Source organism: Micromonospora sp. NPDC049374 (assembly GCF_040677165.1).
GTDB lineage: Bacteria > Actinomycetota > Actinomycetes > Mycobacteriales > Micromonosporaceae > Micromonospora.
In genome coordinates this window covers 1-25,289 of record NZ_JBFAQH010000031.1, presented here as the reverse complement: position 1 = coordinate 25,289, position 25,289 = coordinate 1, and the positions used below count along the sequence as shown (strand labels likewise).

Here is a 25,289-nt window from a genome sequence, read left to right as displayed (position 1 = left end):
GGTAGGGCAGTCGTAGCAGACGAATCCCCTCAAGGAGTCAGCCATGGCCCACCCCTGGTTCTTTCCCCACGACATGCCGCCGCTGTTCTACGCCGAGCCCACCAACGAAGACACCCGACTGGCCTGTCAGCTGCTCACGACGATGCAGCAAGATCCGCGGCTGCGTCACGAACGCATCTGCATCGAGGTGCAGAACCGGGTGGTGGTGCTCGACGGCACCGTGAGCACGGCCGAGGTGAGCGCCGAGGCGCATGCCCTCGCCTGGCGCACACCGGGCGTGCACGACGTCAGCAACCGGCTCCGTCACCTGGGCGGATGAACCTGAATCGCACCGACGTGGCCGGATCGGCTCCCGTTCTTTTGCGGATCCCGTGTCCGGGTACGTCGTCACGATGGTGCTGAACAATCCGGCCGACCTGGTACGCCTGCTCGTGGTCGCGGCGATCATCTATCCGGCACTGGTGGTGATCCTGCGGGTTTCCGGCAAGCGGACGCTGTCCAAGCTGAACGCCTTCGACTTCGTGGTCACGGTCGCGCTGGGCTCGACGCTGGCGACGATCCTGCTGTCGCGGGACGTATCGCTGGTGGAGGGAATCCTCGCCCTGATCCTGCTGGTGGCCTTGCAGTACGCAGTCGCACTGCTCGCCGTACGCTGGCCACCGTCGCAGAAGGTGCTCAAGGCCCGGCCCACCATGCTGCTCCGCGACGGGCAGCTACGAATCGTGACGTTGCGGTCCACCCGGGTGGCGGAGAGCGAGATCCGCCAGGCCGCCCGCAGCCAGGGCGCGGGCGATCTCCACGACCTTGCCGCCGTCGTCCTGGAGACGGACGGCAGCCTGAGCATCATCACCCGCGGGCAACTCGGTGACGGCAGCACCCTCGTCGACGTACGCGACGAGGGTCGGTAGCCGGCGGTCCACGACCGTCTGTGCCGCCCGCACCGGTTCGCCGTCAGCCCTCGATCGGTGGGCGGTCGATGTTGAGGTGGAATGCACGCTCCTCGGCCTCCTGACGGGCGGCGACGAAGTCGCGCTGCCAGTCCTGAGCGTCGTCCGGAATGCGTGCGACCACGTGCTCGCCGTGCACCCGCCCGTCCGCGTCGGTCAGGGTGACACCGACGACGGTGTGCCCACGCCCCGGTATGGCGTAGTGGCGCACCGCCCAGCGGGCGGACATCTGCGCGGCATGGCGGCGCCGTCGGGCACCGCTGGTCAGGACCGCGGAAACCAGCAGGACGGCGGTCAGCACGACGATGGAGATGGCCAGGAACGCGATGATCCGCACCCGCCCGAGGCTACCTCGCTGCCTGCCGCCGGTGCAGCGTACGAGGAGGTCACCGGCGAACCCTTCCCACGAGGACGGGACCGACCACCATCGCCGACACGCTCGACTCCGGCCCGGGTCGTCCCGGGCCGGAGCCGAACTGTGCCTGGCGGTCGTGCGGATCAGACGATGTTGATGTCGCTGCACCACATGTAGGTCTGGTCCATGTGCGACGCCTTCCAGATCACGAAGAGGACGTGCTGTCCAGAGCGTCCCGAGGTCGAGACGTTAAACGAGATGTTCTGCGTCGGCGCGTAACGCCCGGTCTGCGTGATCAGGTCGATGTTGCCCCAACCGACGCGCTGAGTGTTCGGGTTGAACCCTTGCCGGGTGAGGTAGACCCGGAAGAAGTCAGCGCCGTGGCTGGCCTGGTCGTAGAACTGAAGCGTGAAGTTGCGGCTGACAGTGGTCGCCTTCCACGCCCCCGGCTGGTTCAGGGCGTCGTTCCTGGAGAGGGCGTTGCTGCACAGCTGTCCGTCGGGCGTACGGGCCTGGAACTGCCCGCCCAGGCCGTCCCGCAACTGGCTCATCCAGTTCCACATGGTGTCGGGGTTGGCCTGGAACGCCCGGTAGCACATCGGGTCCTGCGTCTGCAGCGCCGGATCCATGTGCCGGTGGCCCCAGTTCTGCCAACACTGGTAGGCGCGGGTCGCCGGGTTGATCACGGTGCCATGGGCCTGGGCGGCACCCGCCCAGGGCAGCATGCCGAGCACCATGGTGAGTGCCAGGACCAGCACCCGGACGGCGGGCCGGGATTGCCGGCCGGATCGGTGGGGATGGTGTGAACGCACGGTGCATCCTCCATTTCTGAGGCGCTCACCGGGACGGGTGTGGGAGCGCTTCCAGCGAGTATCACACCAATCGGACAAGATATCAATGATCGTCTATTGATATCTGTTGTTCAGGTTCGCCGGAGTCGTCACCAGACTCGACGCGTCACCGCTGGGCCTTGAAACATCGGGAAGCAGCATTCAATGATCGATAATTCGGCTTCACCGGCGGCGGCCCGCCGCTGTTCGACTCATGGCTGGCAGCGGTAGCCCGTGCCGGGTTCGGTGATGAGGTGACGGGACCCGCGTGAGGTCCGGTTCGAGTTTGCGGCGCAGCTGGGCCAGGCGCTGGTGGTGCCGTGACCAGCAGCGGCCGTGCCCGTAACACCGCTGCAACACCCTTGACACCCGAAGGTGAGCCCGGCCACACTACGCAGGCTAATTCGATTTAGCTGACCACCGCACCCAGCACGGGTCATCCACATCGGGCAGGGAGCCACCCGCCCCCCGGAGGAGGCTCATGTCCAACCACGGCACCGCATCAGGTCTCGTCGACACCTCCGGCCCACCCCGGTGCCGAGTTGCACCGCAGCGCCCGCCCGAGGTGTCCACCCGGCCGGGCAGGCATCCGCGCCGCGTCCCGCAAGAACTCGGCGGGAGGTGAGGCCGGAAGCCCTTCGGTCGCCGATGTCTGAAAGAGACCGTAGATCCCAATGAGGCCGCGAGAGACCACAGAGGAGTAGTCCCAGATGAGGAAAGCGATCGGAAGACGCCGGCTCAGCCGTGCGATCTCGTTACTCGCGATCATGTCGCTCGGCGCTGGTGCGAGCGCCACCATCTCCGCACCAGCCGCCGTCGCCGGAAAGCGCCCGGTTGCGGAGGGTGCGACCGTCAAGCCGGATCGCGGTTCACCGACGGGGTACACCGTCACGTTCGTCTACCACAACCCGAATGCGACACAGGTCCGCCTTGCCGGGGATCTGACGCTGCTCGACGTCGACACCGGCAGCACCCGGTACCAGCCAGAAGAGTGGCAACCAGGGCGGTACCACGCCGGAGGCACCGAGTTCCTCCGGGACATGACCAGGGACTCGAAGGGGAACTGGTCGGTCTCGCTGCCGCTGCACGCCGGGGGCATCAGCTACTGGTACCGGGTCTGGGACCCCACCCAGGGCTGGGAGAACAAGCGCATCTGGGATCCCGCCTCGACGAACCCTCGCCCTCCGGGCGAGTCCTCGTTCCGGGTCAGGAACAACGACGTCCTCGATGCCGTGTACGTGCCGTACGCCAAGAAGCAGAACGACCCGGTGCTGAAGGAGCGTGCGGAGTACGAACTCCCGATCGCGGACCGCAGGAAGCGGGGCACCGTCACGTACATCCCCTACACCACGATCCTGGGCGACAGCGGCCACTACCTCGGCGTCTACCTGCCGGCCGGCTACGACCCCGACCGCGCGGAGCCGTACAAGGTGGCGTACCTCGCCCACGGCATCTTCGGTGACGAGACCGACTTCATGGTCCCGGCGAACGTCCCGAACATCCTGGACAACATGACGGCCAAGGGCGAGGTGGAGCCCACCGTGGTGGTCACCATGGGGAACCACTTCACCGGCACCAGCCTCGGCTTCGGTTCCTACAACCAGACCAACGCCGCCAACAACCTGGTCCAGACGATCCTTCCCCTGATCGAGGAGAAGTACAACGTCTCGACCGAGCGCGCGGGCCGTGCCTACGCCGGGTTCTCCTACGGCGGAATGACGGGCGCCCACGTCATCAGGGGCTACCCGACCACGTTCGCCTATTACGGGCACTTCTCCGGTAACCCGTCGCTGTCCGCTCAGGACTACGACAATGTCGCAGCCGCGGTCGGGGACGACGACCTCTTCGTGTTTCTCGGCAACGGTGTCTTCGAAGGCAACCTCAACGCCCAGAACGCCATCGCGGACAACTTCCGGGCTCGGGGCTACGCCGCCAGGACGACCCAGGTCCCCGGCGCGCACGACGGTATGACGGCGAGCCAACTGTTCACGATCTTCGCCCGCGACCACCTGTGGTCGGAAGTCGACACCGTCGGCACGGCGCGGACAGTGGTCAAGGCGAAGGCCACGCCGGCGTCGATCGCCAGTGGTGGCACCTTCAAACTGCACGTCGACGTGCGGGCACAGTCCCGGCACAAGAAGGCGCCGGAGGTGACAGGTGAAATCACCGTCACCTTCGGTGGCGCCACCCAGGTGGTGCCGCTGGCCGGCGGCAAGGCCGTGGTGAAGCTGCCGACCACCGGACTGTCGGCAGGTGTGTACCCGGTCCACGTCGCCTACTCCGGTGACCGGAACTACGCGCCCGCCGCTGGGTTCCACCAGCAGCTACGGGTCCGGTAACACGCGACGTGGTGGGCCGGCGACCTCCGTCGTCGGCCCACCACGGGTGGCCGGTCCCGGATTCCGCCGGAACGGGACGGTCGGCTCAGGGGCGTAGCCACCACGGGCTGGTGTACGCCACTCCGAAGTCGTTGCACGGGTGACCGGCCGGGCCGGGCGTGCCGTTGGGCAGGGACGGATCGGCGACGCGGAGCACCACCCAGTCGCCGTCGGCGACGTCGAGCGGCACCGTGAAGTCGGTGACCCGACCGTTGACCGTGTCGATGACGTCGACGACTGTCGGTGCGGACGTACCGGGGCGCAGGACCTGGATCCGCAACGGCTTGCCGTCCCAGACCGATCCACGGTCGAGGTCCAGCAGGAACCGCACGTCGCCGGAGGTCACGTTCAGCACGCCACCCATGCGTACGCCGTTGGCCGTGGCGTCCACCCGCAGCCCTGAGACGCGGGTGGCGAAGGAACGACGGGCCGCCATCGCCTCGAACACCGCGGCCCGGGTGTTCTCGGTGACCCACAGGCCGCTGCGGCCCTTGCCCTCGTGGAAACCCCAGGTGGTGCCGTGTTCGTCGGTGACGCCGGTGAGGCCCGGCCGCCAGCCGGCATTGAGGCAGGCCACCAGCGGCGACGTCATCCCGGACGACCAGCCCTCGAACAGGTAGTCGTCGGTGCGGTTGAACATCTCCAACCCCACCAGCTGGTCGCGGGCCGAGGCGTAGAACGAGAAGTTGTCGAACCGGCCCAGCTCACGGCCGGGATGGTTGAAGCTGGCCAGCCCGCCCGGCCGACCGATCAGCCAGCGGTACAGGCTGCCGGTGCTGCCGGCCCGCCACAGGTCGGCGAAGTCCGAGGTGTTCCACACGTTGATGTGCCCCTGCAGCGGGTGTGACCACTCGAAGCCGCGGATCGCGGTGAACTGGCCCGGGTCGTTCGCGGCGTTGGCGAGGTCGCCGGTGGTCCGCCACTCCGACGAGCTGATCCCCTCGATGGAGAAGAGGGTGGCGTGGTCGGTCAGCGCGGCGACATCCAGACCGGCCTCGCGCATCGAGGCGAACGCGGCCTCGGGACTGCCGTCGCCGTCCGAGACGACGGTGTGGTTGTGCATGTCGGCGTGGACCAGCATCGTGCCCTGGGTGACCAGGGACGTCCGGGCGGCGCCGGCCGCTGCGGTCGTGGTCGGGGCGCTGGCCATCGTGGTGCTGGCCGCCCGGGCCGAGGTCGGCAGCGCGGCCAGCATCAGCGCGCCGCCGGTACCGGTCAGCAACGCCCGTCGGCCGAGCGCCGGCGCGACGTTGACCTGACCGTACGGCACCTCGTCGTCAGATCGGTGGTCGTGGTGACAGTGATGGGGATGATGTCCACTCATAGGCAAACATGAACATGTCTCTACTAGACGATGCCACAAAGCTGGGTCATCGGTCAGGCGAACACCTGCCGTACAGAGCTTTCCCGCCGGCCCCACCGACAACGCCTGGGCTCGCTATCGGTCCGTCTCCGGCAGGCGTCCCCGCAGGCGGCCGAGCACGCCGTCGATGTCGCGCAATGCGGTGTCGCTGCTCAGATGTTCCCGTTCCTCACCGAGCGACGCGTGCTCACCGCAGAACCACACCGCACCTGCCGGATGCCCCACCCAACCGGGTGGGGGGTTGACGGCGTCGGCGAAGTACACCAGGACGAAGTCGCTACGCGCGTCGCCGGGCGGTGACTGATCTGGTTCGAGGTGACAGACGTGGCAGCGCGGGGGCAACATGCGAGCAGTCTGGCAGCCGGCTTCCAGGGGAGCCCGGCACCAAGTGGTGCCGGGCTCCCCTGGATCGGGCGGTGGTGCCTGATCAGGTCGCGGTGCAGCTCAGCGTCGGAGCGGTGTTGCTGCCGTTCCAGCTGCCGAGGAATCCGAAGGTGGCGCTGGCTCCGGCACCGAGTGAGCCGTTGAAGGAGACGTTTGTCGCCGTCACCGCCGAGCCGCTGGCACTGATGGTCGCGTTCCACACCTGACTGATCGTCTGGCCGTTGGCGAAGGTCCAGGTCACCCGCCAGCCGTTGATCGCGGACGAGCCGGCGGTGACCCGCACCTCGCCCTGGAAGCCGCCCTGCCACTGACCGGCGATGCTGTAGGTCGCCGTACAGCCGCCAGCGCTCGGCGGCGGGGTCGTCGGGTTCGGCGGCGGGGTGGTCGGGTTCGGGGGCGGGGTGGTGGGCGGCGGAGTGGTCGGCGGAGGCCAGCCCGGGCCGCCGGGCGGCCAGCCGACCAGACCGCCGCGGTACTGCCCGGCGACGACGGTCATCAGTCGGGTGGCTCCCGCGATGCTGCCGCCGGTGGTGGCCATGCCACCGATCGTCGTGCCGGAGAGGCTACCGCCCAGGTAGACCTCGTAGGTCTGTCCGTGCTGGATCCGGTTGGAGGAGAAGACCACCTCCCGGAAGTTCTTAGGGGCGCGGTAGGAGGCGAGCACCTGACCGCCGGAGACCAGGTGGAGCAGGGTGCCGGCCGGCTGGCTGCTGGACAGCTGGGGAGCCACCCAGCCCTGGCCCGAGGTCGGCGGCAGACTCAGCACCGCCATCGAGGTCGATCCCGCCCCGAGTACGGTGCCGCCGTTGAAATAGACCGGACCGTTCGAGTCGATCGCACCCTCACCGGGGCTGCCGGTGCTCGGTCCGCTGACCACGACCGTGCCGGCGGCGAAGGTCACCGAGCCGTTCGAGTCGATGCCGTCGATGCTGGAGTTGACCAGGGTGGTACCGCCGGTGAACCGGACGAACGCGTTCGGTGCCACATCGAAGTCGCCGTACCCGTCCTCGACAGCGTTGATCGCGTCGTCGCGAGCGGTGACGTTGACGCTGCCGCCACTGATGGTGACCTGCCGGCTCTCGATCGCCTCGTAGGAGTTGGTGACGGTGACGGTGCCGCCGGAGATGGCGACCGTGTTCTCGCCCTTGATGGCGTCGTCACCGGCATTCACCCGCACGGTGCCGTTCGTGATGGCGAGCCGGCCCCGGTCCGCCTCGGTGTCGTCGGACTTGATGCCGTCGCCGCCGGCGGTGACGTCGAGGTTTCCGCCGGTGACGTCGAGGAAGTCCTTGCCCCGGATGCCGTCGTCGACCGCGTTCACCGTGATCGTGCCGGACTCGATGACCAGGCCGTCCTTACTGGTGATGCCGTCGTACGCGTTGCCCCGCACGACCAGCGCGCCGGTTCCGGTGATCCGCAGGTCCGCCTTGCTGAACAGGGCGGCGTTCGGCTCGTCGGTGCTCGGGTCCGGATAGACGTAGTTGGTCGCGTCGGAGAGTCGGTTGGTGCTGCCGGCGGCGAGCGTGATCACGACCTCGTCGGCGTCGGCGACCTGAAGCGGCGCGTTGCTGGAATTGTTGATCGTGGCACCGTTGAGGATCAGCTCGACGGCACCCGAGGCGGAGGTGTCGACGCTCAGATAGCCGTCGTTGAGGGTGCCGCTGATCTCGTAGGTGCCCGGCGCGGTGATCGTCACGACCCGCCCGGCGATGGTGACGTCGGCGCTGGGGCTGGTGGCGCTGGCGCCATTCAGCGTGATGGGTACGGTCGCCTGCGCGGTGGCCGGTGCCCCCAGCGGGCCGGCGATCAATGCGATCGCGAGCCCGACGGGGAGAATGGCTCTCAGCGGGATGCGTTTCATGGCTCTGTCCTGACTCGGATGGATGGGACGGGATCCACGCGTTCGATCACTATAGATGAACGTCGATGAGTTTCCGGCCATTCGCCCACAATGTGGCCACCGCATCCGCTGTCGAGCGGAAACGCCGACGGGCCGATGGCCGTGAGAACGGCCATCGGCTCGGTGACGTCGAGGTCAGCGGCTCTTCTTCGCCGCTCGCTTACGCGGCGGCGTCAACAGGTCGGCGATCGCGGCGATCGCGGACGGCACCAGGCGGTAGTACGCCCAGACGCCACGCTTGTCCCGCTCTAGCAAACCAGCCTCGGTCAGGATCCGAAGGTGATGACTCACGGTCGGCTGGGAAAGTCCGAGCGGCGCGGTGAGGTCGCTCACGGACGCTTCCCCCGTCGGAGACGACTGGATCAGGCTGAGCAGCCGCAGCCGCGCCGGGTCGGCAAATGCCTTCAGCACTCCCGCGAGCCGCTCGGCATCGGCAGGCTTGATCGGCTCGCCGGTGAGGGGCGAGATGGCGGGCGTCGTAGTCTTCGCAGTTCCCACGCCTTGCATCGTTGCAGCATCAGCCCCGATCGGTGGTGAAACGAGGGCGGGATCACCGTGAGTTGTGCGAGAAAATGCTGACGACGACCTTGGCGCGGGCGTGCTCGGTCTCGACGTACCGGATCGCGTCGGGCACCTCGTCCAGCCGGTAGGTCCGGTCGATGACCGGGGTCAACTTGCCGGACTCGGCCAACTCCCGCAGCGTCGCGAGGTGCCCCCGGCCTGCCGCCGCGAACGGCGCGACGATGCGGTGCCGGACGAAACGCCCCACCAGCGGCCCCCGGACCAGCAGGCTCATCGGCCCGAAGACACTGCCGCCGGTGAACACGCCGCCGCCGGACAGCAGCAGTGTCCCGTCCGGGGTCAGCACCCGCCGACAGCCGGTCAACGACCGGTTGCCGACCAGATCGAGCAGCACCTCGTAGCGACGGCCGGCGCGGACCGCGTCGGTGCGCGTGAAATCCTCCCTGGTGTAGTCGACGACATGGTCCGCACCGAGCGACCGGACCAGGTCGACGTTGCGGGTCCGGCACACCGCGGTCACCTGTGCGCCGTACGCCTTGGCCAACTGCACCGCGAAGGTGCCCACCCCGCCGGACGCCCCGTTGATCAGGACGTGCTGCCCGGCCTGGAGTTCGGCGGCGTCGCGTAGGCAGGCAAGGGCGGTGGTGGCGGCCAACGGGATCGCCGCCGCCTGCTCGAAGCTCAGGTTCCCCGGTTTCGTCTCGACCAGGTTCTCGGCCACGCACACGTACTCGGCGAACGCGCCACCGGCGGGGCCTGCCTCGCCGTACACCTCGTCGCCGGGCCGGAAGCGGGTCACCGCGCGGCCGACCGCCTCGACCTGGCCGGCGAAGTCCTGACCCCGGACCGTCGCGGTGGGCCGGCGGAGCCCGAACGTCAGCCGGGACAGGTACGGGTCGCCCCGCACGGCGTGCCAGTCGTACGCGTTCACCGAACTCGCCCGCACCCGGATCAGCACCTCGTCGTCGCCGGGTGTCGGGACGTCGACCTCACACAGCCGCAGCACGTCGGGTGAACCGTACCGGTGCTGCACGATCGCCTTCATCGGAATCTCCTCGCCGTCACGTGTCGAATGCTCTGCGACTCAGCCTGTCGGCACGGGTCGGACGACGCGTCGGTGTGACGGCGGCACCGTCGCTACTCCCGGCGCGGCAGCGGGCGGACGGGTCTACTCCGCGGGGAGTACGCCGGGCTGCCACCGTCGGGGCTGCCGAGATCGACGCCGATCGGCCTACAGTGCGAGCATGAGCCGGTCGAGCCCCGATGCCGACGTGGCATCCCCCGGCGGGCGGGCGACGTCGCGGCCCGGCCCGGGCCTGGCGGTGCTGACCGCGCTCGCGCAGCCGGTCGGCACCGCGATCATCGCCGGTTGGCAGGACGCCGACGTCGGGATCATCGGGTACGTGCTGCTGGTGTTCAGTGGGCTGGCGCTTGCCGACCGGCACCGGTTCCCGAGGCGGAACTTCCTGATCGTGGTCGCCGCCACCCTGGCGTACCACCTGCTGGATCGGCCGGTCGGGGTGAGTCTGCTGGCGCCCATGATCGGCGCGGCGGTGGCGATGGCCGCGGGCCACCGGTGGCTGGTGGCGGCGGCGTCCGCCGGGTCGTACGCCACCTGGGTGCTGGTCAGCGGCGCAACCCTGAACCAGGCCTTGACGGCGTTGGCGCTGGTCGCCGGTGCCGGCCTGGTCACCGAGATCGGCATCCTGGTCGCGGCCGAGGTGCACAACGGCATCGCGGAGCAGCGCCGGCTGTCCGAGGAGCGGCAACGCCGCCGAGCCAGCGAGCAGCGGCTGCTGATCGCCGCCGAACTGCACGACGTACTCGGTCACCACCTTTCGCTGATCAACATGCGGGCCGGCGTCGGTCTGCACCTGATGGATCGCGACCCGGAGCAGGCACGGGCGGCGCTCGACGCGATAGCGCAGTCCAGCGCGGAGGCACTGCGCGAGGTCCAGGCGGTGCTCAACACGCTCTACCCGGCCGGCGAGGCCGCCCCGCGAGCCCCCGCGCCCGGGCTGGACCGGCTCGCCGAGCTGACCGACGACGCCGCACTGCCGACCCAGACGGTGATCGACGGTACGGTCCGGCCGCTGCCCGCGGCGGTGGACCGGGCGGCGTACCGGATCGTGCAGGAGGGGCTGACCAACATCCGTCGGCACGCCGGTACGGGAGCCGCCGCCACCGTCACCATCGGGTATCGGCAGGATGCGTTGGTGGTCGAGGTCGACGACGATGGTGGCGGTGTGCGGCAGCCGGGGTCGGCCCCGGCTGGGAACGGCATCACGGGGATGCGGGAGCGAGCTGCCGCGTTGGGCGGTGAGCTGACCGCCGGGCCAGCGCCGGACGGCAGCGGCGGCTGGCGGGTGCGTGCCACCCTGCCGCTGGGGCGCGACCAGACGCGGGAGGCGACATCGTGATCCGGGTTCTGCTCGTCGACGACCAGGTGCTGGTCCGGGCCGGCTTTCGCGCGCTGCTGGACGCCGAGCCGGACATCAGCGTCGTCGGCGAGGCCGGCGACGGTGCGCAGGCGGTCCGGCTGACCCGGCAGACCGTACCGGACGTGGTCCTGATGGACATCCGGATGCCCGATGTGGACGGGTTGGCCGCCACCCGGCAGATCACCGCCGACCCGGAGCTGTCCGGGGTACGGATCGTCGTACTCACCACGTTCGAGTTGGACGAGTACGTCGGTGAGGCGTTGCGTGCCGGTGCCGCCGGTTTCCTGGTGAAGAACACCCAACCGGCCGAGCTGATCCAGGGGGTACGGGTGGTGGCCGCCGGTGACGGGCTGTTGTCGCCGAGTGTGACCCGGCGGGTGATCGAGCAGTTCGCCGCCGGTACCGCCACGCCGGCCGCACCTCGGCGGTTGGCCGAGCTGACCGAGCGGGAACGGGAGGTGGTGGCTCTGGTCGGCACCGGGCTGTCCAACGACGAGATCGCCGGGCGGCTGGTGGTCAGTCCGGCCACCGCCAAGACGCACGTGTCCCGGGCGATGGTCAAACTCGGTGCCCGGGACCGCGCCCAGCTGGTGGTGTTCGCGTACGAGGCCGGGCTGGTCCGCCCCGGCTGGCTGCCCTGACTGCAAACCCCGATCGGCAGACCGACACCAGACAATGTCGCCTCGTTGTGAGCCCTCCCCCGCTCGGTTCTCGTCCGCGCTCCCCTATCTGCTGCTGCTCGCCGGGGCCGCCCTGGTCTCGATCGCCCTCGTCGGCAGGTCCCTGGCCCGGCAGACCCGCGGGCTCTGAACCGGCTGCGCCGGACCTGTGCCGCGACCGTCGGAGTCGGGTCAGACGGGCGCGGCGGCGAAAGTGTCGACAGGTGGTGACAACCTCGACGGGCCGGTACCGGGGTACCGGCCCGTCGAGTGGCCTGTTCGACCGTGTTGCCGGGACTCAGGCGCCCGTGCAGGTGGCAGTGGCTCCGCTGCCGTTACCGGTGCCCTGGAATCCGAAACTGGTGGACTGACCGGCGGCCAGTCGTCCGTTGTAGCTCTGGTTCGCGACGGTGATGGTGCCGCTGGTACCGCTGTTCACCCCGTTCCACATCGAGCTGACCGACGCTCCGTTCGGCAGGATGAGGGTGACTCGCCAACCGGTGAGTGCGGCGCTTCCCGCGGTGACGGTGACGTTTGCCACGAATCCACCGTTCCACTGGTCCTGCACCGCGTAGACGGCGGTACAGACCGGGGTGCCGCCCGGTGGCGTGGTCGGCGGAGTGCTGGGCGGGGTGGTCGGAGGAGTGGTCGGCGGCGGCGTGGTGGGCGGCGGATCGCCGTCGAGGGTCAGGTTCTTCTGCTGGACGCTCCACTGGCTGCGGCACAGGCCACAGTTGGTGCCGACGAAGTTGGTGCCGGCGGTGGTGTCGCCCTTCAGCCGCCATTTGAGGTAGAGCACCGCGACCCGGCCGAACTCGCCCCCGTTGGGCTGGTCGTAGGTGCCGCCGTGCCCCACGTTCAGGTTGCCCATGAAGGCGGGCAGCCCGGCCGGCAGCTTGCCCCAGTCGTCGATGGCGTTCGGGTAGGCGATGTCGCTGGGCCCGCCGATGAAGTACGCGATCGGCTTGGTCAGTCTCCGGAGTTGGTAGTCGTCGGCATCGTTCAACAAGCCGCTGCTGAAGATACCGGTCGTGGTGACGCGCGGGTCGTTCGAGACGGCGTAGGCCTCCAGCCCTCCGCAGGAGAAGCCCGCTACCGCGATCTTGGACGTGTCGAGTTTGCCGTAGTACTTGCTGCCCTGCCGGGAGTTCTCCGCGACCGCCCAGTCGATGGACTGGGTGAGCATCTGGGAGGTGGTGGAGCCGGATCCGTTCGGGGCACCGTTGGCGATGGCGAGGAAGCCGTGGGAGGCGATCTCGCGGAGGAAGTTGCCCTGCGACAGGCCGTTGGCCGAGCAACCGCCGTTGCCCCAGACCAGGATGGGAAGGCGCTCGGCCGGAAGCGTCTGGGGCCGGAAGATGGTGTGATTGGCCAGGCCCGCCGAGGTCTCATAGTCGGCGGGATAAGGACCGGAACCGCCGACCGCGGCACCGGCCGGTGACGCGCCGAGCGCCACGATCACGGCGGTGGCCGGGACGATCGCGGCCACCAGGCCCGCGTAGATCTTTGATCTCCTCCTCATGCACCCTCCAACGGATGTCGGGACGGCACTCCCCGCGGTGGCGGTGGCGGTGGTTCGTTCGCGCTCCGACCAGGGCGGCCAGCGCTGGCCACGGGTCGGAGCGCGCGGACCGCCCGGCCGCGGTCCCCACAGGCGATCCGATGGGAGCTGTGTGCAGTTACTATCACTCCCGCAACGAAAAGTGTCAATGCAATGTCCGACCTGCCGGACCCGGGCCGCCGTCGACCCGCAGGGAGTGAGCCGCCGTACTTCCGCCGGTCGGCTCCGGCCGGGCCGGGTCGTGCGAGGCCCGGAAATGTGTGATCCACGAGGCGGCGTCCGGCCAGTACGGTGTCGCCACCTGGACCAGACGCGCCTGTGCGAGCGCACCGAGCGCGGAATGGATGTCGAGGAAGGTCTCTCTGGCCTGCTGGCGAGGCCAGGGCCTGGGCAGCAGATGGTGGGGCAGATCCGGATCGGTGTCCGGGAACTTGCGCCAGGAGTCCATGGCGGAGGTCCGGGCAACCAGCGCCCTGGCCGCGTCCACCTCACCGTTACGGGCGGCTACCCGCAGTTCCGCGTACTGCTCGATGAAGGCCGTGTAGGCAGCGGCGAGTGCGGTCAGGTCGTACGCCGAGGCCGGGCCGTGGGGCCCCGCCTCATCGTCGAAGCGCACGTGCATGATCGACCACCGAGCACCCTCGACGGGGTGCAGCAGTTGACTCAGCGCATCCCGCACCGGCGCGGACTCGCGTCCCGGCCGGATCCACACGCTGTCGTACAGGCCCACGAACCGCAGTGAACTCAGCGACTTGCGCACCGCATGACGAGCCGCCTGGCCGGAGCTTGGGATCGAGAAGGAGACCATCACCCATTCGCCGGTCCAGTGCGGCGGATGGGCACCGAAGTTCAGGAAGTGCTGCATCCGGGAGCGATGCTTGGCGATCGCCTGCGAGGTGAGGTGATAGACCGGCGGCCTTCCGTTGCCCCGCGTCGCGATGAGACCACGCTTGACCAACCGGGACAACGCCGCACGGGCGCTGGACTCGCTCACCCCGAACTCGCGCAGTATCGCGATGACCGCCGTCGACGGCAGATCGGCCTCCGAGGAGTCGAGATATTCGCCGAGCAGGGTCGTCAGCAGATGTTGCGGACTGGAACCGATCTGGGCCCGGGGAATTCGGACGTCGTCGGCGGGTTCCTGGGCGTTCACCTCATCAGCCTGGCACCTGACGCTTCCGGGGGAAGGGGCACACCGGGGCGTCAACGGTGCCGAGTGCCGACGGCCGTGACGGCTACGCGCCCTGTCCCTGGTTCTGCATCAGTCCGCCGTCCATGAAGTACGTCGACCCCGTCACGTAGTCGGCGTCGTCGCTGGCCAGGAAGACGGCCAGCTTGGCGATCTCCTCCGGCTGCGCGGCCCGCTTCCACGGGATCGACTGCACCTGCTCCTCCAGGAACTTCGGGTCGTCGATCGCCTGCTGGTTGAACGGGGTGAGCACCATGCCCGGGCCGATGTTGTTCACGTTCATGTGCATCGGGGCGACCTCCAGGGCGATGCTCTTGGCCAACTCGAGCATGCCGCCCTTGCTGGCGTCATAGTCGGAGCCACCGGCCCGGGCCACCTCCTGGTGGATCGAGGTGATGTTGATGATCTTGCCTTGTCCGCCCTGGTCGCGGCGGTGGCGGATGAACCGCCGACAGCAGAAGAACATCCCGTACAGGTTGGTCCGGATCGCCCGGTCCCAGGTCTCGGTGTCCAGGTCGGCCACCGGAATGCCGGAGGCGTCCACGCCCGCGTCGTTCATCAGGATGTCCAGCCGGTCGAACTTCGAAAGGGCCTCGTCGAACATCGCCTCGACCTGATGCTCGACGCTGATGTCGCCCTGCACCACAACGGCCCGCCGACCGGCCTTCTCGATCTCGGCCTTCGTGTGCTTCGCGCCCGCGTGATCGTGCAGGTAGTGCACCACGACGTCGGCGCCCTCGCGGCCGAACTCGATCGCGGTAGCTTGTCCGATTCCCGAGTCCGAGCCGGTGATCAGAGCGGTCCTGCCCGCCAGCCGTCCGGTCATCAGGGCTCCCTCCATCGCTGCCGGGTCGCGGCTTACCCGCCTGCCCCGGTCCTAACCGAACGGGATCGGACCCGGACGCGGCGGCACGGAAGCCAGCGGGCGGGTACCCGGGCCCGCGTCCGGTCGCAGTGCGCCTTACCGTCCGCTTCCGGCCTCCACCTGGTCGATGACCCAGGCGGCGTTGATGAGGCCGATGTGGGACAGCGCCTGGGGGAAGTTCCCGATCTGGCTGCCGTCGCTGCGGTCGATCTCCTCCGACAGCAGGCCGAGATCGTTTGCCCGGGCGGTCACGCTTTCGAAGATTCGCCGGGCCTCGTCGATCCGCCCGGCCAGAGCCAGCGCCTCGACCAACCAGTACGAGCAGGTGATGAAGGCACCCTCGTCGCCCGCTCCCGTCCAGCGCTGCACAAGACCGTCCCGGGTCAGGTCGCGTTCGATGGCGTGCACCGTGGCGAGGACCCGCTCGTCGTCGCCGGGAAGAAACCCGAGGATCGGCATGCCGAGCACGCTGGCATCGAGGTGATCGGAGCCGAACGCGCCGGTGAACGCCCCGCTCGACGGGCGCCAACCCTCGTTGAGGATCGCCGCGCGTACCTCCTCCCTGGCCTTCGACCACCGCGGCACCGCTGCCTCGGCGTCGAGGGCCCGGGCCAGCTTGACGGCCCGGTCCAGGGCCACCCAGCACGACAGCTTCGAGGTCAGGTAGTGCCGCTCTCCCTCGCGCCCTTCCCAGATGCCGGCATCCGGCTGCCGCCACGTGTCGGCGGCCCGGTCAGCCAGTGATCGAAGCAGGTCTGCGGCAGCGGGCGAGAAACCCGCCACCTGGTCCCGCAGGACCCACGCACATTCCAGCACCTCGCCGAGGACGTCGAGCTGCTTCTGCTGCCAGGCGTCGTTACCGATCCGCACCGGCCGGCTGCCGCGGTGACCCTCCAGGTGCTCCTGGGTGTGCTCGGTCAGGTCACGCTCGCCGCCAGCGCCGAACATGATCGGCACATGGTCGGCCCCGCTGACCGATCCCATCGACACAGCCATCCAGTCGAAGAACCTGCGCGCCTCGTCCGGACAGGCGGCGACCCACAGCGCCTTGAGGGTGAAACTGCCGTCTCGCAACCAGGCGAACCGGTAATCCCAGTTCGCCGCGCCGCCGACCTTCTCCGGCAGCGAGGTGGTGGCCGCAGCGATCACCGCACCGGTCGGCTGGTAGGTCAACGCCTGCAACACCAGGGCGCTACGCCGGACCTGCTCCCGGTAGGGCCCCTGATAGCCCTGGTGAATGCGATCCCACGACTGCCAGGCGGCGATGGTGTCGCGTAGTGCCGCGCGCCCGTCCAGCGGCACGATCTGCTGGTCGGCGGCGCGGCGGTGGTGCAGCGCGAGCATCGCGCTGTCGCCCTCGGCGAGAGTGAACCGCCCGGTCACCACTGGACCGTCGATGGCCATTGCACGGTCGCTGGTAAGCACCAGCCGGTCGGTGCCTCCGGATATCTCGATCCCCGCCGGCGTCTCGGCAATCGAAGGACTCGTCAGCCCGTACTCCGGCCGGGCCGCGACCTCGATCGCCACCTCCACCGTGCCGGCGACTGTCTCGATCTGCCGCAGCAGGACGTGCGGGGCGGCGAAGCCGATCCCGTGACCGCGTTCTCCGAAGCCGAGACCGAGGGCATCCGTCAGGCGCAGCACGCCGTCCCGGGTGTGGAACTCCGTACGGAGCACCATCGTCCCGTCGAGGTACTGACGAACGGTCGTGTACGGCGCGAGCGGCCGAATCGACCAGTGGCCACCGGTGGCGCCGAGCAGACGCGCGAAAACGCTCGGCGCGTCGAATCTCGGCGGACACCACCAGTCCACGGAACCGTCCGAGGAAACCAATGCGGCGCCCTGGCAGTCGCCGAGCAGCGCATAGTCACTGATCACAGCCACGCCCCGCGCGTACCCGCAGCGATGGCCCCTACGCCATCCGCCGCGACCGGCAGAAGCATTCCCACAAGCAGGAGCCGGCGAAACCGGGCCAGGGCCGCCGGTGCGGCACGTGGTCGCCGGCGAAGGCGATCAGCGGCGCTGCTCGCCCGGGGTCTCCGTGCGCCCTCGTGCCGGGGGCGAGCCTACTGCGAACGGGTGGCGGAGCCGCCGCATCGCTTCTTCACTGCCGTCGACCCGGGTACCCGAATCGTCGGACTCGTCGAGGGTGGGTGCGGCGAGAAACAACGCCGAACCGGGCTTGCCGTTCGATGCCATGCAAATCCTTCTTGAGGAGCGGAGCGCACCTGCTGCGCGAGATCAACCGCCGGGTGACGTCGTGACGTCCGACGTTCGTTACCAGCCTGACGGCGGCGTCCCGGTCGCGGACGACTGTCCGCCGATACCGACAGTACCCGCCTGCGGCGTCCGCGATACCTCTGGACGGATCCGAACCGCCCCACCTGCTCGCTGGCCCGGTCAGCGGCGGTCGAGTGCCGACTCCAAGCGTTGGATGAGCGTCTTGCGACCCTTTCCTGCGCGTTCTTCGCGAAGCGCCGCCCTGAGCTGACCGGTGTCGAGGTCGCGGACGTGCCGGGTCGCCTCGGCGACCGGTAGGTCGGTGAGCGACACGGACGACGCGGCGTTCCGGCGGGCGCGCTTGGCTGGGCCGGTGTTGGCGACGTACTGCTTGCCGGACTTCGACGCGTTCCGCTTCTTCGCGTCGGTCGCGCGTCGCTGCTCCGCAGAGAGCTGGTTCCATGCCTGGTCGGGCAGGTAACGGTCGGTTTCGCCGTCGTGTCGCGCCCGGGTGCCGCCCTGTCTGGTCCGCCACTTCTGGTCGCCCCATTGCTGCAGGGACTTCTGCCGCTCGTCCTTCTGGCCTTGATAGCCGCCGCCGCGCTTCTGGTACTCCTTGGTGAGCAGCTGCGACTTGCGCGCCGACCACTGTCCCGGACGGCCGCCCCGGTCGGACGCCTTGATCTCTTCCTTGATCTGTTCCCGCAGCTCGGGCTTCGTGTACCGCGCCATGCCCGCTGGGTACCCGCGGCCACGCCCGGTACTCACCGGTGCCGGGATCGTCGGCACCAGACAGCCAGGAGCGACAGCCGCCACGGCGGCTCACGACCCGCGGACCGCCTCGATTATCGTCTCGGCGATCTCACCCGGCTGGGCCGCCGCCATCGCGTGCGAGCCGCCGACGATCTCCCGCTGGCCCCGTGGTTCGGCCCGCTCGGCCATGAACCGGTGCGCGGCGACCGGGATGTTCAGGTCGGCGTCGCCGAACACGAACCAGCTGGGCAGCGATCGCCAGGCGGGGGCGCCGGAGAGCCCGTCGCTCAGCGCCTGTTCGGTGATCGGTCGCTGGGTCCGGGCCATGAGCGCGGCCAGGTCGGACGACACGTCGGCGGCGAACTGCGCGTGGTAGGCGTCCTGGCCGATCGCCACCTCGTTACCGCCGCTCGACAGCGGGTACTGCACCAGCGTGTCGGCGAGCGTGCTGCCGGGGAACTTCCCGGACAGCGACAGCGCCGACTCACCGGTTTCCGGAGCGAAGGCGTTGACGTACACGAGGGCTCGCACCGATGACTCGTCGGCCGCCGCCTGCGTGATCACCATTCCGCCGTACGAGTGGCCGACGAGAACGACCGGCCCGCCGATCCCCCGTATCACGTCCCGCACGTACGCCGCGTCGCCCGCGACCCCCCGCAGCGGGTTGGCGGCGGCCACCACGTCGTAGGCGGCACCCAGCCGCTCGATCACGCCGTTCCAACTCGCCGACTCGGCGAACGCGCCGTGCACGAGGACGATGGTGGGCTGAGAATCGGGCATGACGCTGCGCTCCCTCACTCCGTGACGTTGTCCACCGCCGGCCTCGACGGTGGACACTGGATACCCGTCGGGCGAGGGTGAAACCGGTAAACCGTGAGGTGGCTCAGCGGGCGGTCAGGACCCACGCTCGGTGTCGGTGTACGGCCGGGCACCGGCGACGAACGTGTCGAGGGCCGGCCCGTGCAGCACGCCGCCGGGTAGTGGATCGCGCAGCGCCCGTACGACCAGGCGCGCAACGGGCAGTCGGTGCGGGCGGGCCGCCGCGGCGAGCACCACGTTGCCGTACCGCCGGCCGCGCAACATCCGCCGGTCGGCGACCACGCAGACGTCGGCGAAGACCGCCCGCAGGGTGGCCGCCTGCACCCGGGTGAAGACCAGCGGCGGCAGGTCGGTGACGTTGACCAGGTAGATGCCCTCCGGCCGCAGCGCCCGGGCCACCTGGGCGGCGAAGGCCACGGTGGCCACGTGCGGCGGCATCCGGGCCGCCCGGTAGATGTCGGCGAGCACCAGGTCGTACGCTGCTGCCGCAGCGGCGGCAACCGCCTCCTGAGCGTCGGCGACCTGGATCTCGACACCGGCCGGGCGCGGCGGAAGGGCGCGTGCCACCAGCTCGACCACAGCTGGATCCCGCTCCACCACCAGTTGCGCCGAGCCGGGCCGAGTTGCGGCGACATAGCGCGGCAGCGTCAGCGCACCGCCGCCGAGATGCAGCGCCTCCAGCGGATCACCGGCCGGCGCGGCGAGATCGATCACGGCGGCCATCCGGCGGACGTACTCGAAGTGCAGGTACGTGGGATCGGCGACATCGACGTACGACTGCTCGACACCGCCGGCGAGCAGCGTGCGCCCGGTCGGCCGGGCCGGATCGACGGCAAGTTCAAGGCGCTCGTCGGCCTCCATGCACACCCAGGCTAGTGGGCACCCCGCAGGCCACCGGGGCTGGGTGGACGTCTCGGGTCGGCTGACCTCACGACGTCACGCACTGGTACGGATCCACATTCTCCACTACGATCAGCCATCGACACGTCACGATGAGTCGATCATCCGGCTGTTTGCGGGTGATTCGGTCTGCTTTGGGGGTTGACCAATGCCAGACGTCACCAGGGTCACCGCGCGGCCGTACCCGTTCAGCCCTCCGGACCGGCTCAACCTCGACCCCCTCTATGCCGAGCTGCGGCGCGTCCAGCCGCTCACCCGGGTACGACTGCCGTTCGGCGAGGAGGCGTGGCTCGCCACCCGGTACGCCGACGTGCGGATGGTCCTCGGTGACGCGAGGTTCAGTCGGGCGGCCAGCGTCGGCCGGGACGAGCCGCGGCTCACCCCGAGGCAGATCGAGGGCGGCATCCTGTCCATGGATCCGCCGGAGCACACCCGGTTGCGACGACTGGTCGCCAAGGCGTTCACCGCCCGCCGGGTCGAGCAGCTCCGGCCACGGACCCGGGAGATCGCCGACGAACTGATCGATGCCATGGTGACGGCCGGGCCACCGGCCGACCTGGTCGAGCACTTCGCCACTCCGCTGCCGATCCAGGTGATCTGCGAGCTGCTCGGGGTGCCCTTCGCCGACCGGCACCTGTTCCACGTCTGGTCGGAGGCGATCGTCTCGACCACCTCGCTGTCGCCCGAACAGATTCACCAGTACCTCGACAACCTGTACGGCTACATCGGCGAACTCGTCCAGCAGCGGCGTCGGGAGCCCACCGACGACCTGATCTGTGCGATGGTGCGGGCGCGCGACGAGCACCAGGACCGGTTCACCGAGCAGGAGATCGTGCAGCTTGCCGCCGGGCTGCTCGCCGCCGGCCACGAGACCACCGTCACCCAACTGCCCAACTTCGCGTATGTCCTGCTCACCCACCCGGACCAGCTGGCCCGGCTGCGGGCCGAGCCGGCCCGGCTACCGACCGCGATCGAGGAGCTGATGCGGTACGTCCCGCTCGGGGTGGCCTCCGCGTTCGCCCGTTACGCCACCGAGGACATCGAGGTCGGCGGGATGCTGGTGCGGGCCGGGGAGCCGGTGATCGGCTCTCTCTCCTCGGCGAACCGCGACGAGACGGTGTTCGCCGACCCCGATCGGCTCGATCTCGGTCGCGAGACCAATCCACACATCGGATTCGGGCACGGTGTGCACCACTGCCTGGGCGCCCAGCTCGCCCGGATGGAGCTACAGGTCGGGATCGGCACCCTGGTCGCCCGGTTGCCCGAGCTGCGGATCGCCGTGCCCGAGTCGGAGCTGACCTGGAAGAGCGGAATGATCGTCCGAGGTCTGGCCCGGATGCCGGTGACCTGGTGAGCACCGCCTGGCGGATCCAGGTTGACGCAGCGCGCTGCATCGGCTCGGGTAGCTGCGTCGGCATGGCACCGGCGCACTTCCGGATGGAATCGGGGCTGGCCACCCCGGTCGCGGCCGCCGTCGAGCCGACCGAGGCGGTGATCGACGCCGCGGAGTCATGCCCGGTCGAGGCGATCGCCGTACGCGACGACGACGGCACCGTGCTCGCGCCGACCTGACGCGACGGACGCTTGACCGTTTCTCCCTTCCTCAGTAAGTTAGCTAACTGACTGAGGAAGGGAGAGACGCAGTGAACCGCCAACCCGACAAACGCCGCCGGCTGATCGACGCCGCCGTCCGGCTCGTGCACGAGCAGGGCTACGCCCGGACCACGCTCGCGGACATCGCCGGTGCGGCCGGGGTGCCGCTGGGCAACGTCTACTACTACTTCAAGACCAAGGAAGCCATCGGCGAAGCCCTCGTCGCCCAACACGCCGGGCAGTACGCCACGCTGCGTAAACAGTGGAATCAGAGCGGTGACGCACGGTCACGACTGGCGGCGTTCGTGCAGATGACGGCCGACAATCGCGCGGTGCTGGCCCGCAGCGGCTGCCCGGTCGGCACCCTCTGTGCCGAGCTGCACAAAACCGGCGGTCCGCTGGCCGAGCAGACCGGCGCCATCTTCACCGAGTTGCTTGGCTGGCTGGAGGAGCAGTTCCGCGCACTCGGTCGCGACGCCGACGCCGCCGACCTGGCCCTGCATCTGCTGTCCGCACTCCAGGGCGTGTCGCTGATCGCCCACAGCCTCGGCGACCCCGAGCACGTCGACCGCGAGACCGCCAGGCTCACCGGCTGGCTCCAAACCCTGTAACCCGCCGCTCCGCGACAGCAAGGAGTAACCGTGACCGTCCTCCTGCCCGGCCCGACCGGCACCCTGACACTGGCCCGGATGGACATCGATCCGAGGGCGAGGGCATGATCCCTCAACCGCGCGAAACACGAATTCTGGTCACCGGTGCCACCGGATTCCTCGGCCGCAACATCCTCGCCGCGTTGGCCACCCGCCCCAACGTCACCCTCATCGCCGCCTGCCGCACGCCCGACCGGCTCCCCGCGGCCTTCACCGGCGAAACCCGGGTCGGCGACCTGCGCGACCCCGAATATCGCAAGGCAGTCGTCGACGCCGTCGACGTCGTCTGCCACGCCGGCACCTGGGGTGCCTTTTGGGGCCACGCCGATCTGGAGCGCCGCCAGTTCTTCGAGCCCAATCGGGACCTCATCGATCAGGCGATCGACCGGGGCGTTCACCGCTTCATCCAGACCAGCACGATCGCGATCGCCGGGCGCCCCGCCGACGGCGGCCCGATCGACGACTTCGCCCCGACCCGCCGCACCGGCTTCTGGCCCCACCTGGATCGGCTCATCGACCTCGACGACCACATGCGCCGCCGCAGCGACGGCCGCACCCAGATGGTCACCATGCGCCTCGGGCATTTCGTCGGTGCCGGCAACGCCCTCGGCATGGTGCCGGCGCTCGTGCCCCGGCTACGCACCCGTCTCGTACCGTGGCTCGCCGGCGGTCGTGCCCGCCTCGCACTCGTCGGCGGCAGTGATCTGGGCGAGGCGTTCGCGCTGGCCGCGACCGCCGACGGGCTCGACGACTACGAGTCGTTCAACATCTGCGGCCCGACCTCGCCCACCGCCCGCGAAGTCATCGAGTTCATCGCCGACGCGACCGGCTCTCCGCGCCCCTGGTTCAGCGTCCCGTACCCCGCCGGCTACGCCTTCGCCTGGCTGATGGAGAAGCTACACCCCGTCCTGCCCGGCTCCGAACCCTTCCTGACCCGCTCCCTGGTGCACGTCTCCGAAGACTGGGACTGCCCCTCGGACCACGCCGCCCGCAAACTCGGCTACACCCCGCGCGAGGGCTGGCGGAACGCCGTGCGCGAATCCCTCGCCGAAGCCGAGGCCGCCGGCTACCCCTGGCCCCGCCTCGCCCAACCCGCGTAAGCGACGAAGGACACGACACCCGCCATGGCAAGATTCCGCAACGGACAGTCCGTCGGCCTACTCGACCTCACCGCCATAACCGGGCAACGGGTCCGGATTCCCGATCCGGACCACCTCGTCCACCTGCAATTCCGTCGCTTCGCCGGCTGCCCCATCTGCAACCTGCACCTGCGCTCCATCGCCCGCCGACATGATGAAATAGTCGCCGCTGGCGTCCGCGAGGTCGCCGTCTTCCACTCCACCGCCGCCGCCATGCGTCCGTACCAGGGCGCCCTACCCTTCGCCGCCGTCGCCGATCCAGGTCGCCGCCTTTACGCCCGCTTCGGCGTCGAAGCCTCACCGTGGGCCGTGCTGCACCCACGCACCTGGATCGCGGCCCTGCGCGGCGTGGCCGGCGGCGATGCCGCACCCCCCGGGCGCGGAGAGACCGCCCTCGGCCTGCCCGCCGACTTCCTCATCGGCACCGATGGCCGGGTCCTCGCCCACAAGTACGGCCACCACGCCGATGATCAATGGAGCGTCGACGACCTTCTCCAGCTCGCCCACCGCCCTTGAATGCGTTCCATTCGCTCGCCGAGGTACCTGCCTCGATGCCCGAATCGGCCTGATTTCCTGCGAACACGGGTCGCCGTCGTGGCCGGCGTGCGCCCCAGATAGCGCAATACATATAGCTGATCGGCTATATCTACTGCTTGGGCGCGCACCGTAGGGGCCCCTAGCCACGGGACTTCCGATCCGTTGCCACCCGCCGACCTGTTCGTCCGTCGTGGCGATGAACTGGGCCGAGCCCGGGACCTGGATGCCACACCGCCAACCGCGCCGCCTCCCCAGAGGCCGAACACCGGCCGAAAAACTACCGGTCGATGGCCGAAACTACCGGTTGAAAACCGTGGATATATCTGCCAGCCTGAGAGCCATCGATCGATGTGATCGCTAACATGACCGCCCAGCCCTGGAGGTGCCGCACTCGAACACCAGGCCCACCTGCCAGGTCACCACGTCCACCACCTGAAGCTCAACGCCCGCCACCACCGCCCGGCGGCCGACCTGGCCCACTCATCGCAACCCTCCACCTGCTGGCCAGGTGGCCAGAGCCGACTCGCCTCCGGGCGGATGTCGGATGTGAGTCCCGGCCCGGCCGGCGGCCTCAGCATCGTGGTTGCCCGCCGTCCGAGCGGAGCCTCCCCCGAACAGCGACCAAGTTTTCCTATCCCATCACTGGAGGATCAACATGATCTCCCGGATCCGTCCCTCCGGGCGTCGACTTCGAACGCTCTCCGTCTCCGGAACTGCGGCGATAGTTGCGGCCCTCGTCGTGTCGTTGCTGCCCAGTCTCGCCCATGCCGCCGAGACCACCCTCGGTGCGGCTGCGGCCCAGTCTGGCCGGTACTTCGGTGCCGCGGTAGCGGCGAACAAGCTCAACGACGGCGCGTACACGACGATCCTGAACCGCGAGTTCAACAGCGTCACCGCCGAGAACGAAATGAAGATCGACGCGACCGAGCCGCAGCAGAACAACTTCACGTTCGGCAACGCGGACCGGATCGTCAACCACGCTCTCTCCCGGGGTTGGAAGGTGCGGGGTCACACCCTGGCCTGGCACTCGCAGCAGCCCGAGTGGATGCGGAACATGTCGGGCACCGCGTTGCGTAACGCGATGCTCAACCACGTCACCCGGGTCGCGTCGTACTACCGCGGCAAGATCGACTCGTGGGACGTGGTGAACGAGGCGTTCGAGGACGGCAACAGCGGCGCGCGGCGGGACTCGAACCTGCAGCGCACCGGCAACGACTGGATCGAGGCCGCGTTCCGGGCCGCCCGGGCGGCCGACCCGGGTGCCAAGCTCTGCTACAACGACTA

26 protein-coding genes are annotated in these 25,289 nt (G+C 69.3%); 11 read left to right on the top strand and 15 right to left on the bottom strand.

Going from position 1 to position 25,289, the window contains the following annotated elements; translation table 11 throughout:
* Positions 1 to 43 precede the first annotated feature (43 nt).
* Together AB0J93_RS29625 and AB0J93_RS29620 are read left to right on the top strand one after the other, a co-directional pair.
* Positions 44 to 319 (top strand): BON domain-containing protein, encoded by a 276-nt coding sequence (locus AB0J93_RS29625; protein WP_363925643.1) that lies wholly within the window; start codon positions 44 to 46, stop codon positions 317 to 319.
* 52 nt (positions 320 to 371) lie between these two features.
* Positions 372 to 908, top strand: coding sequence for a YetF domain-containing protein (locus AB0J93_RS29620; protein WP_363925642.1), 537 nt, complete (start codon positions 372 to 374; stop codon positions 906 to 908).
* Positions 909 to 951: 43 nt separating this feature from the next.
* On the opposite strand, the gene AB0J93_RS29615 is transcribed toward AB0J93_RS29620, so the two are convergent.
* Both AB0J93_RS29615 and AB0J93_RS29610 read right to left on the bottom strand, forming a co-directional pair.
* Entirely contained in the window at positions 952 to 1,284 is a 333-nt protein-coding gene (locus tag AB0J93_RS29615) for a hypothetical protein (protein WP_363925641.1), read from the bottom strand.
* Positions 1,285 to 1,445: 161 nt separating this feature from the next.
* Positions 1,446 to 2,114, bottom strand: coding sequence for a lytic polysaccharide monooxygenase (locus AB0J93_RS29610; protein ID WP_363925640.1), 669 nt, complete (start codon positions 2,112 to 2,114; stop codon positions 1,446 to 1,448).
* A 728-nt stretch (positions 2,115 to 2,842) separates the two neighbouring features.
* Between AB0J93_RS29610 and AB0J93_RS29605 the strand changes: the two genes are divergently transcribed.
* Entirely contained in the window at positions 2,843 to 4,471 is a 1,629-nt protein-coding gene (locus AB0J93_RS29605) for an Ig-like domain repeat protein (protein WP_363925639.1), read from the top strand.
* A gap of 85 nt (positions 4,472 to 4,556) precedes the next feature.
* Here the strand turns inward: AB0J93_RS29605 and AB0J93_RS29600 are convergent, their stop codons facing one another.
* From AB0J93_RS29600 to AB0J93_RS29580, 5 genes are all read right to left on the bottom strand, one after another.
* Complete coding sequence (locus AB0J93_RS29600; protein ID WP_363925638.1) at positions 4,557 to 5,780, bottom strand: CehA/McbA family metallohydrolase; 1,224 nt, start codon at positions 5,778 to 5,780, stop codon at positions 4,557 to 4,559.
* A 168-nt stretch (positions 5,781 to 5,948) separates the two neighbouring features.
* On the bottom strand, positions 5,949 to 6,218 hold the full coding sequence (locus tag AB0J93_RS29595) for a hypothetical protein (protein ID WP_363925637.1): 270 nt from the start codon (positions 6,216 to 6,218) through the stop codon (positions 5,949 to 5,951).
* An 82-nt stretch (positions 6,219 to 6,300) separates the two neighbouring features.
* On the bottom strand, positions 6,301 to 8,118 hold the full coding sequence (locus tag AB0J93_RS29590) for a carbohydrate-binding domain-containing protein (RefSeq protein ID WP_363925636.1): 1,818 nt from the start codon (positions 8,116 to 8,118) through the stop codon (positions 6,301 to 6,303).
* A 174-nt stretch (positions 8,119 to 8,292) separates the two neighbouring features.
* The gene (locus AB0J93_RS29585; protein WP_093411352.1) at positions 8,293 to 8,664 is read right to left on the bottom strand and encodes a metalloregulator ArsR/SmtB family transcription factor; all 372 of its coding nucleotides are present in this window, start codon (positions 8,662 to 8,664) and stop codon (positions 8,293 to 8,295) included.
* A gap of 43 nt (positions 8,665 to 8,707) precedes the next feature.
* Positions 8,708 to 9,724 carry an NAD(P)-dependent alcohol dehydrogenase gene (locus tag AB0J93_RS29580; RefSeq protein ID WP_363925635.1) on the bottom strand — a complete coding sequence of 339 codons (1,017 nt, stop codon included), beginning with the start codon at positions 9,722 to 9,724 and terminating at the stop codon, positions 8,708 to 8,710.
* A gap of 199 nt (positions 9,725 to 9,923) precedes the next feature.
* Here AB0J93_RS29580 and AB0J93_RS29575 point away from each other — a divergent pair, with 199 nt between their 5' ends.
* Positions 9,924 to 11,099 carry a sensor histidine kinase gene (locus tag AB0J93_RS29575; protein WP_363925634.1) on the top strand — a complete coding sequence of 392 codons (1,176 nt, stop codon included), beginning with the start codon at positions 9,924 to 9,926 and terminating at the stop codon, positions 11,097 to 11,099.
* Complete coding sequence (locus AB0J93_RS29570; RefSeq protein WP_363925633.1) at positions 11,096 to 11,761, top strand: response regulator transcription factor; 666 nt, start codon at positions 11,096 to 11,098, stop codon at positions 11,759 to 11,761. Before AB0J93_RS29575 ends, AB0J93_RS29570 begins: the two co-directional genes overlap by 4 nt.
* Positions 11,762 to 12,077: 316 nt before the next feature.
* Here the strand turns inward: AB0J93_RS29570 and AB0J93_RS29565 are convergent, their stop codons facing one another.
* The 8 genes from AB0J93_RS29565 to AB0J93_RS29530 all read right to left on the bottom strand — a co-directional run bounded on the left by AB0J93_RS29565 (position 12,078) and on the right by AB0J93_RS29530 (position 20,047).
* Positions 12,078 to 13,301 (bottom strand): cellulose binding domain-containing protein, encoded by a 1,224-nt coding sequence (locus AB0J93_RS29565; protein WP_363925632.1) that lies wholly within the window; start codon positions 13,299 to 13,301, stop codon positions 12,078 to 12,080.
* 184 nt (positions 13,302 to 13,485) lie between these two features.
* A complete protein-coding gene (locus tag AB0J93_RS29560) occupies positions 13,486 to 14,493 on the bottom strand; it encodes a PaaX family transcriptional regulator C-terminal domain-containing protein (protein ID WP_363925631.1) in 1,008 nt (335 codons plus the stop codon).
* An 82-nt stretch (positions 14,494 to 14,575) separates the two neighbouring features.
* Positions 14,576 to 15,355, bottom strand: a complete 780-nt coding sequence (locus AB0J93_RS29555) for an SDR family oxidoreductase (RefSeq protein WP_363925630.1) — start codon at positions 15,353 to 15,355, stop codon at positions 14,576 to 14,578.
* A gap of 135 nt (positions 15,356 to 15,490) precedes the next feature.
* Entirely contained in the window at positions 15,491 to 17,278 is a 1,788-nt protein-coding gene (locus tag AB0J93_RS29550; protein WP_363925628.1) for a glycoside hydrolase family 15 protein, read from the bottom strand.
* A gap of 129 nt (positions 17,279 to 17,407) precedes the next feature.
* Positions 17,408 to 17,593, bottom strand: coding sequence for a hypothetical protein (locus tag AB0J93_RS29545; protein ID WP_363925627.1), 186 nt, complete (start codon positions 17,591 to 17,593; stop codon positions 17,408 to 17,410).
* Positions 17,594 to 17,794: 201 nt separating this feature from the next.
* Positions 17,795 to 18,346, bottom strand: coding sequence for a hypothetical protein (locus AB0J93_RS29540; protein ID WP_363925626.1), 552 nt, complete (start codon positions 18,344 to 18,346; stop codon positions 17,795 to 17,797).
* Between the two features lie 90 nt (positions 18,347 to 18,436).
* Positions 18,437 to 19,147, bottom strand: coding sequence for an alpha/beta hydrolase (locus AB0J93_RS29535; protein ID WP_363925625.1), 711 nt, complete (start codon positions 19,145 to 19,147; stop codon positions 18,437 to 18,439).
* A gap of 114 nt (positions 19,148 to 19,261) precedes the next feature.
* On the bottom strand, positions 19,262 to 20,047 hold the full coding sequence (locus AB0J93_RS29530; protein ID WP_363925624.1) for a fused MFS/spermidine synthase: 786 nt from the start codon (positions 20,045 to 20,047) through the stop codon (positions 19,262 to 19,264).
* Positions 20,048 to 20,234: 187 nt separating this feature from the next.
* On the opposite strand from AB0J93_RS29530, the gene AB0J93_RS29525 reads away from it, so the two are divergent.
* From AB0J93_RS29525 to AB0J93_RS29500, 6 genes are all read left to right on the top strand, one after another.
* Complete coding sequence (locus AB0J93_RS29525) at positions 20,235 to 21,440, top strand: cytochrome P450 (protein WP_363925623.1); 1,206 nt, start codon at positions 20,235 to 20,237, stop codon at positions 21,438 to 21,440.
* On the top strand, positions 21,437 to 21,658 hold the full coding sequence (locus AB0J93_RS29520; RefSeq protein ID WP_363925622.1) for a ferredoxin: 222 nt from the start codon (positions 21,437 to 21,439) through the stop codon (positions 21,656 to 21,658). Before AB0J93_RS29525 ends, AB0J93_RS29520 begins: the two co-directional genes overlap by 4 nt.
* Before the next feature lie 71 nt (positions 21,659 to 21,729).
* The gene (locus tag AB0J93_RS29515) at positions 21,730 to 22,290 is read left to right on the top strand and encodes a TetR/AcrR family transcriptional regulator (protein WP_363925621.1); all 561 of its coding nucleotides are present in this window, start codon (positions 21,730 to 21,732) and stop codon (positions 22,288 to 22,290) included.
* Between the two features lie 104 nt (positions 22,291 to 22,394).
* The gene (locus tag AB0J93_RS29510; protein WP_363925620.1) at positions 22,395 to 23,429 is read left to right on the top strand and encodes an NAD(P)-dependent oxidoreductase; all 1,035 of its coding nucleotides are present in this window, start codon (positions 22,395 to 22,397) and stop codon (positions 23,427 to 23,429) included.
* A 24-nt stretch (positions 23,430 to 23,453) separates the two neighbouring features.
* Entirely contained in the window at positions 23,454 to 23,984 is a 531-nt protein-coding gene (locus AB0J93_RS29505) for a peroxiredoxin-like family protein (RefSeq protein ID WP_363925619.1), read from the top strand.
* Positions 23,985 to 24,660: 676 nt separating this feature from the next.
* On the top strand, positions 24,661 to 25,289 hold a 629-nt coding region (locus tag AB0J93_RS29500), incomplete at its 3' end, for an endo-1,4-beta-xylanase (RefSeq protein WP_363925618.1).